This window comes from Arsenophonus endosymbiont of Apis mellifera (genome assembly GCF_903968575.1).
GTDB lineage: Bacteria > Pseudomonadota > Gammaproteobacteria > Enterobacterales > Enterobacteriaceae > Arsenophonus > Arsenophonus apicola.
Map to the genome: position 1 here is coordinate 1 of NZ_CAJCFU010000012.1, position 8,128 is coordinate 8,128.

8 protein-coding genes are annotated in these 8,128 nt (G+C 38.0%); 4 read left to right on the forward strand and 4 right to left on the reverse strand.

The window, feature by feature from the left end; all coding sequences use genetic code 11:
* Together H1X92_RS00170 and H1X92_RS00175 are read right to left on the reverse strand one after the other, a co-directional pair.
* The coding region (locus H1X92_RS00170; protein ID WP_180558290.1) for an Rpn family recombination-promoting nuclease/putative transposase at positions 1–665 on the reverse strand (665 nt) is incomplete at its 3' end.
* Positions 666–993: 328 nt separating this feature from the next.
* A complete protein-coding gene (locus tag H1X92_RS00175) occupies positions 994–1,266 on the reverse strand; it encodes an HU family DNA-binding protein (protein ID WP_180558313.1) in 273 nt (90 codons plus the stop codon).
* A 686-nt stretch (positions 1,267–1,952) separates the two neighbouring features.
* Between H1X92_RS00175 and H1X92_RS00180 the strand changes: the two genes are divergently transcribed.
* The 4 genes from H1X92_RS00180 (at position 1,953) to H1X92_RS15985 (ending at position 4,058) form a co-directional block, all read left to right on the forward strand.
* On the forward strand, positions 1,953–2,888 hold the full coding sequence (locus H1X92_RS00180) for a replication initiator protein A (RefSeq protein WP_180558314.1): 936 nt from the start codon (positions 1,953–1,955) through the stop codon (positions 2,886–2,888).
* A gap of 133 nt (positions 2,889–3,021) precedes the next feature.
* Positions 3,022–3,645 carry an AAA family ATPase gene (locus tag H1X92_RS00185; RefSeq protein ID WP_180558315.1) on the forward strand — a complete coding sequence of 208 codons (624 nt, stop codon included), beginning with the start codon at positions 3,022–3,024 and terminating at the stop codon, positions 3,643–3,645.
* Positions 3,642–3,842 (forward strand): plasmid partition protein ParG, encoded by a 201-nt coding sequence (locus tag H1X92_RS00190; RefSeq protein WP_180558316.1) that lies wholly within the window; start codon positions 3,642–3,644, stop codon positions 3,840–3,842. The genes H1X92_RS00185 and H1X92_RS00190 overlap by 4 nt, the downstream gene beginning before the upstream one ends.
* Positions 3,843–3,923: 81 nt before the next feature.
* Positions 3,924–4,058, forward strand: coding sequence for a hypothetical protein (locus H1X92_RS15985; RefSeq protein WP_255498961.1), 135 nt, complete (start codon positions 3,924–3,926; stop codon positions 4,056–4,058).
* A gap of 159 nt (positions 4,059–4,217) precedes the next feature.
* On the opposite strand, the gene H1X92_RS00195 is transcribed toward H1X92_RS15985, so the two are convergent.
* Positions 4,218–7,196 (reverse strand): Tn3 family transposase, encoded by a 2,979-nt coding sequence (locus tag H1X92_RS00195; protein ID WP_180558317.1) that lies wholly within the window; start codon positions 7,194–7,196, stop codon positions 4,218–4,220.
* 56 nt (positions 7,197–7,252) lie between these two features.
* Complete coding sequence (locus H1X92_RS00200; RefSeq protein WP_006663401.1) at positions 7,253–7,876, reverse strand: recombinase family protein; 624 nt, start codon at positions 7,874–7,876, stop codon at positions 7,253–7,255.
* Between the last annotated feature and the right edge of the window lie 252 nt (positions 7,877–8,128).

Genomic DNA, 8,128 nt, shown 5'->3' on the forward strand with positions numbered 1-8,128 from the left:
GCGTTACCTTCCTGAATGAGGTAGTTAAACAACGTTATCACCTGATTATCGGAATAATAATTATACGATAATAATTTAACAATTTCACTCAGAAGCTCGGTCATATCCCGTCGGCGAATGTGCTTTTGGACTAATTCAAGCAAAGCCATTCGTTTGTGCTGCATAATTTCGCCATCGTCAAGCGTGGTCACATCAACCAGTCTAAACGGTTTGGTATAAATCTTTTCGGCAATATCCCGTCCGCTAAAGCAGTCTAGCCAATCTGTACTATAGGGATAAGGACTTTTTTCGCCCGTGTAAAACAGGATAGGAAAAACGAGTGGTAACTTTTTGTGGCCAGCCTCTAAATGTTTTTGCATCGCGGCCATACAATAACGCATCAGTCGCCATGCCATAAGCTTATCCGGTGTAGACTGGTGTTCAATCAGCAAATAGAAATAGCCTTTACCTTTTTCTGTTTTAACGGAGTACAAAATATCACTTTGATAGTTTTTCATCTCACTATCGATAAATGAACCTGATTCCACTTTGAGACTATTTAAGTCACAAAGTGATTTAATCTCATTAGGCAGCCAAATATCGAAGAAATCCTTAGCCGTCTCTTTTTCACTTAAAAACTGCTTAAATAGACTATCGTGGGGCGTTGGGGTGAATTTTTTACTCATCCGATTTGTTCACTAATTGCAATTTTAGAGTTGAATTATGGCAAAAACAAATTAAATTTGAAGGTGGAAATGTTATGAAAAAGATATCAAACATTAGTTGATAGAGCTTCGTAAGTCACCCCTACCTGGTCTTTCGTAGGGGTATTTTTTTGCCCCTAACCTTTCCTTTCTGGGGAATATATGATTGGGGATAAAAGAATGCCAGCATAAAGCTGGCCAACACCAGGGTAAATGTTTCAGTTACCAGCATGAAGTAATTTAAATGTAACATATATTAATTTAATTGTTATCACATTATTAAATTAAGTTACATTTATTACATCTTATTTTAATTAACTGCATCTTTTAACTTTTGACCTGCTTTAAAACTCGGTATATTCGAAGCAGCAATTTTAATTGCCTTGCCTGTTTGCGGATGGAGACCTTCTCTTGCCGCTCGAGTCTTAACCTGAAAACTCCCAAAGCCAACGAGCTGTACGCTGTTACCCGATTTTAAAGACTCGGTGATGACTTCAATGAAAGCATTAAGCGCTTTCTCTGAATCTTTTTTGGTCAAATCGGCTTTTGCAGCAATTTGGTTGATGAGTTCTGTTTTATTCATGTTGCACCTAAATGAATAGATTACGTTAATCCTAGTTATGCTAGCGGTAGTGACACTGTTGTGCAATGGTTGACTGTTAATTAACTTAAAAATCTATTTAAAAAATTAATCCCAAACGCTCGCCGCAGCCAAGTGACCGAGCAACGCGAGTGAACGGGCGAGGAAGCGGAATTTCACCTTAACGTGCAAAGAAATCATGCCACCATTTGGTTAAATAATCATCAAATGAAAATATCTAAGGCCAATGAATATCTTGTAGTGGTTATACCACTTTCGTCACAAAAGTTATCCACAGAGAATGGGGAAAAATTTCCGGTTAAATATAGTTATGTATAAGTTAAATAAGTTAAAGGGGGGGGAGTGTAGTTTAATGTATTGATTTAAATGAATAAAAAAAAACACAATGTCCGTAAATTACGATAGTTTGTCCGTAAATTACGATAGTTTGTCCGTAAATTACGATAGTTTGTCCGTAAATTACGTTTAAATTTGAAGTTATTCACAATTTAAATTTAAAAAAATTATTGATTGCTTTCAAAATTAGCTATAATGTCCGTAAGTTACGATATTTTGTCCGTAAGTTACGATATTAATTAACGTCCGTAAATTACGAAAGCGAGTTATTGAACTGCGCTAACAATTCAATAACTCTCACCAATAACCCTAAACAGACTAGGATTAAGGCTATGAATGATCTTACTACGAAAAAGAGAAAAAACAATTTGAAAACCTTACGCCCACATAAGCACCAACAGCTTGAATTTTTTATCGCTGATGATGTAAGTAATTGTACTTTCCGCGATGAAATCGCAAGTATGGAGCATCCATTTTTTGCCTTAAAAGGAGGTGATACCAAAGATAGGGAATATAAAAATGGGAATGTTACTGTAATAGTAAGATCGAATTCTTTAGGACTAGCAACTATTTTTGATAAAGATATATGGATCTATGTTATCTCTAAATTACAAGAGGCTATAAATAATAATCAACCAATAAGTCGTACAATTGCTTTCACACCTTATGATTTTTTTGTAACAACTAATCGTAGTACAAGCGGTGTAGGGTACAGAGAATTAAAAAAAGCTTTGAATCGTTTAAAAGGAACAACAATTGAAACCAATATCGTATATTCGGAAGACAAAGAGGAAACAGTCATCTTTGGATTAATTGAAAAAGTTAGAATTTTAGAAGAACAAAAAGGTAAATTGGACATTGGGATGGTAGAAGTTACCCTACCAGATTGGTTGTATCAAGCAATAACTAAAACTAAAGTTTTGCAAATTAGTCCAGATTATTTTCGCATTCGCAAAGCTATAGATCGAAGAATTTATGAGATTGCGCGTAAGCATTGCGGTAGCCAACATGAGTTCTCTATCTCACTTGAAAAACTTCATAATAAAACTGGTTCATCAAGAGAATTGAGAAAATTTAGATTTGATATCAAACAACTCGCCAAGACAAATGACCTTCCAGACTATGAAGTTCTGTTTGATCCTGTCACCGATAAAGTAACTTTTAAAAATCGAAATCAAAATTGTCCTAAAGTCGAAGCATCGCGTAAGAGAGAGAAAGGCAAGAAAGAGATTTTTAAAATCAAAAATAACATCTCAAGCAAAAAATAATCTTATGATTACATGATTATAAGATTACCTATTCTTATGATTATGTAATTTTATAATTATTTGATTTTATCATTTCTTAATTATATCATTATTTGATTATATAATTTTATTGTTAATTTAATTAAGGATTTTTATGAGCAAAATCATTTCATTCTTAAACGGTAAAGGAGGAGTTGGTAAAACTACGACTTCAATTAACGTCGCTACTTCTATTGCTAGAAAAGGAATGAAAGTGGTGGTAGTTGATACTGATCCTCAATTAAGCATCGGCAATTGGTATTCAGAGAATAAAAGCTTGTTTGATGTAGCTGAAGCATCTAACGAAAAAGATATTTATGCAATTAAAAAGAAACTGAGTATATATGATTATATAATCATTGATGGAGCAGCGGCAATAACAGCAATATCTTCAGCAGCAATTATGGTAAGTGATATTGTTTTAATTCCAGTTACTCCTTCACCTTTAGATTTTGCTGCTTGTGGAGCTATTATAGCCATTATAGAGGCAAGGAATGAATTGCAACCAATTATTTCTCGTTTTCTAATAACAAAGAAGATAAGCACAGCAAAAATGTTGACAGTACTAAAAGATTCTATTTCTGACACTGGTTTTAAAAAATTAAGTACTGAAATAACTCAAAGGCAAGCTTACATTAAAACCATGCTAGATGGAGGAACGGTTTATGACACCAATGATCATCAAGCAAAAGGAGAAATAGATGTATTAACAGATGAAATATTAGGGTTAATAAAATGAAAATGAAATTAGGTAATCATAAATCTATAAATATTGCATTAGATGCTGTAAATAATCCTTCATTACCTAAAAAAAAATTGCAAATAAATATTCCTGAAAAGTTGCACAAAGAATTTAAAATTGCTTGCTTAAATCATGATAAAGAAATGACAGAAGTAACTATAATGCTAATAGAAAAATGGTTGAAAGAAATTTAATTTTATAGAAATTGTTGATTACAAAGACCGTATATCTCTGTAATCAACTAACCCAAAACCTAACCAAGTAGGAGTTGAGCTATGAACAATAGTACCTTCCGCGTGCTTGTCTGTGAAGCACCAAAACATACAATCGTATTGTTTTCCCGTTTGTCCCGCAATTTAACCCTTCGTCAGCGTGCCAGAATTCTTAATAGCGTTGGGGGTGGGGTATGAACTCCGAGATGATTAAATTCCTTTTGAGCAGCCCTGTTCCCTGTGGTTTCATAGATAACAAAAGGGAGGTTAGTGCTAATGTCAAAATGAAAGACTTGTTATATTCGCTGCGCCTTAGAAGGGGTCAGCTTGGAAAACGGAAAATATCCTACGCTAAGCTTATTTTTTGTACCGACCTATATTAACTGCACGCAACGGACGGTATTTACCTGAGCCCAACTTTAGATTATTCCGCCAGATATAATCACCACTTAGATTGATATGCTCCCAACCTAGAGGGGATAAATGAGAAATTAATGCCTCATGAATCTGAATTCCTTTTCGTTTTAAAGATTCGATAGCTCTTTCTATATATACGGTATTCCACAACGTAATCGCCGCTGTTAACAATGTTAACCCACAGGCACGATAGCTTTGATTTTCCAGACCTCGATCTCTGATTTCGCCTAACCGGTGCATAAAAATGGCTCGTGCTAGGGCATTGCGAGCTTCACCCTTATTTAAACCTGCTTGCACTCGACGACGTAGCTCAGGATCGCAAAACCAATCCAGCATAAACAGCGTTCGTTCGATACGACCGATTTCCCGTAATGCTTTTGCCAGACCATTTTGTTTGGGATAACTCGCCAATTTTTTTAACATTAGCGACGCAGTGACTGTTCCCTGTTTAATCGAGGTTGCCAGCCGAAGTACCTCATGCCAATGTTTTTCAATTTCCCGGATATCCAGACTCGTCGAGGATATCAGCGACTGTAGCCCCGGGTATTGTTCTGCTTTCCCTTTGATAAATAGTTTCTTTTCAGGAAGATCCCTGATCCGAGGGCAGAATGCAAATCCCAATAAATGCATAAGTGCGAAGACATGCTCAGTGAAACCAGCTGTATCGGTATAATGCTCTGTAATTTCCAATTCACTTTCGTGATACAACAAGCCATCAAGTACATGGGTAGAATCTCTTACTCTGCTAATGACTTGAGTATAAAATGGGCTGTATTGATCTGAGATATGAGTATAAATCTGCACACCAGGCTCTGGGCCGTATTTTAGATTTACATGTCCTGCATATCGACCATGACTTCCAACCCGAAAATTTTGCCCGTCAGATGATGACGTTGTACCATTTCCCCACACGGCTGCCAGCGGGCTCTTTTTTTGGGTATTCACCAGCTCAGCAAGTGCAGCTGAATAAGTTTCATCTCTGATGTACCAAGCTTGAATACCTTCGAGTGATGATTTTGTTGTTCCTGGGCAGGACTGAGCCATTTTCGTTATCCCCAAATTGATACCATCTGCAAGGATAGTCGTCAGTAACAACTTTTTGTTTTTGGGTCTGACGTGATTATTTTTGAGGTGAGTAAAGTGGTGGGTAAATCCACTCCAACCGTCCACTTCATCTAATATTTCAGTGATTTTTGGGCGAGGTAACATGGCATAAACGAGGTCAGCAAAAGGAGAAACGTCTGAAGGAACGCTGTCATCAAGTGGCGTTACTTTTACACCATTTTCTGATATATCAACATCATGCAAATCTCCCGCAATCGCCATCGCATTCACTTCTTCCAGACGTGATGATAACAGCGCCATACGTGAGCTAAGGTATTTTTGGCAATCTGTTGGAATGGCGAGTGGTAACTGAGTCTCTTTGAGTAATTTTTCAAAATCAGCGGAAGGAATAAGATAATCGTCAAAATTCTGGTAGCGTCGCGACCCCTTTACCCAGATATCACCCGATCTTAATGCGCCTTTTAGCTCATTAAGGACACAAAACTCATAGTATTTTCGGTCAATCCCCGAGGGGGTTATGACCAATTTTTTCCAGTTTTCAGGGATAAAATTTATGGGCGCGGATGGCGGCACCTTTCGGAGTTGTTTTCGGTATATTTCTTTAAGGGTCTCAAGCGCTTCACTAAGTGACAGCGCTGTAGGAGTTGCCTTGAATTGCAATGCTGATAACATACGGGGGGCATATTTACGCAACGTACTGTATTTTTCGGTGATCAGATTAAGAGGCTCAAAATTATCCTTTCGGGCTAAAAACTGTGTTTCTTCCAGACTGGCGACAAATTCTGGCCAAGGAAGTACGCCTTCTATTGCAGTCCAAGGATCATCCCCTGATTCTCGTGCATTTAGCAGAGCCTGCCCAACGGTAAGATATTGCTTTAACTTACTCTGAATGAGTTTTCCTGTTTTTTGAAGTCGTTCGGCCTGTGTACGCTTTGCTCTACTGAATAAACTGCCCAAGATACGTTCATGTAATTCGATAATTTCATCAGTCAGTGTGGCCCTTGCTTCTGAGATAACACAAACCAACATGGCGTAACGACGTGTCTCGGAGAATTTAGCCAGATCCCTGCTATTCATTTTTCTACCTTCTCGAGCCAATTTGAGCAGTCGGTTTTGGTGAACGGAAAGCGAAATACCTTCAGGTAAAGCCAATCCCTCAATAGCATTTAATCTATCAATATGCTGCAACACATTTTTACCATTAATTTTCCCCGGAGGTTGAAGCAGCCAAGCAAGACGGCTTAGTTGTTCATCCCCTGAGATCAACAGATTATCTAAGGCTGTTTTATGTTGTGGTTCCAGTTGCGTTGTCAGTGCTGTAAACACTGCTCTATCCGCAATTGTCGTGGCTTCAGCAAGGGTCCTCTCAACCACATCAATGGAAGGGAAGATAACATTATTATTATGTAGCCAGATGAGCATCTCTTCAGCAAGGATCAAACCTTTGTCGGTTCGCATAGCATGAGGATATAAATGACTAATGCACATTTTTTGCAAAGGCTTACTGAATGGCACTAATTGTAAATAGCGATAGAGCTCGGCAAGGTGCTCCCAACGGGTTTCCTCTCTAGCAGCGTACTTTTGCCATAAATCAGGATTGAGTTTCAATCTCTCTGCCACTCTGGATAGAATACCATCGTGGGGAAGCGCATTTTTATCTGGGGTAAAACCCAGCCCTCGTAGATAACAGAGTAAAATTGCAAAGCCTAAACGGTTAGGGGGTCTTCGATGTTTTTTAATGAGAATCAGATCTTGCTCATTTAAAAAACATATTCGTGCGAGCAGGATGTCATCATCAGGTACAACCAGTAAACGTTCTTTTTCATCACTGCTCAGTATTTGTCGTCGTGGCATCAATGCTCTCCCAGAATACGGACATAGCTCGCTCTGATTTTCAAAATATAAGCCTATTAAGAAAATGTTTTCTGTTTAACAATGCGTATAACCGTTCGTTCAGAAACACCACATAACCTCGCAGTATCTCGGATGCTCTGCCTATTATTTACTCGAAGTTCAATGATTTTTTCATGCAATTGATGGTCAGCCTGACGCCCCCTGAATTTACCTACCGCCTTAGCTTTTGCTATACCTTCCTGTTGTCGGCGGCGACGATCCAGATAATCTTTTCTAGCGATAGCAGCCAGCATGTCTAACATCATCCCGTTAATAGCTTTAAGCATAACAAAGGTAAACTCATCGCCAACATTTGACGTCAGAGCTATATGGCTTGTTGGAAGATCCAAACTAACAACAATAAGGTCTTTTTCCTGGATAAGACGTTTTAATTTTTCCCAACCCTTTTCATCTAGGCGTGAAAGACGATCAACCTGTTCAATGAGAATAATGTCACCAGATGCTGCATCATCAAGCAAACGTAAAAGTTCTGGTCGTTGGAGTGAGGCCCCAGATACATTTTCAGTGTACCAACTGGCCATGCGAAACCCTTTTTCTTCAACGAAAGCTTTCATCCTATTTTTAGCTCGGAGAGCGTCCTGTTCTTTTGTTGATGCGCGGAGATAACCATGAATGTACATTTTTCACCCATTGATGACGTTTAAGTGGTGATCATAATGTATATGACAGATAAGTAATGATCTAATAGAAAAATGTCAACCCATTAGCTTGTGACAATGGGGTGTACTCAAATGTCATGCGTGGTTAGGTTTTGAGTTTACAATGATGAGGTGAAAGAGAAGTGGTTAAATAGGTAAAAGAATTTAGACAATATCAATTTGTACATAAAATAGCCTTAGCGTAGGATATTTTCCGTTTTCCAAGCGCACCCC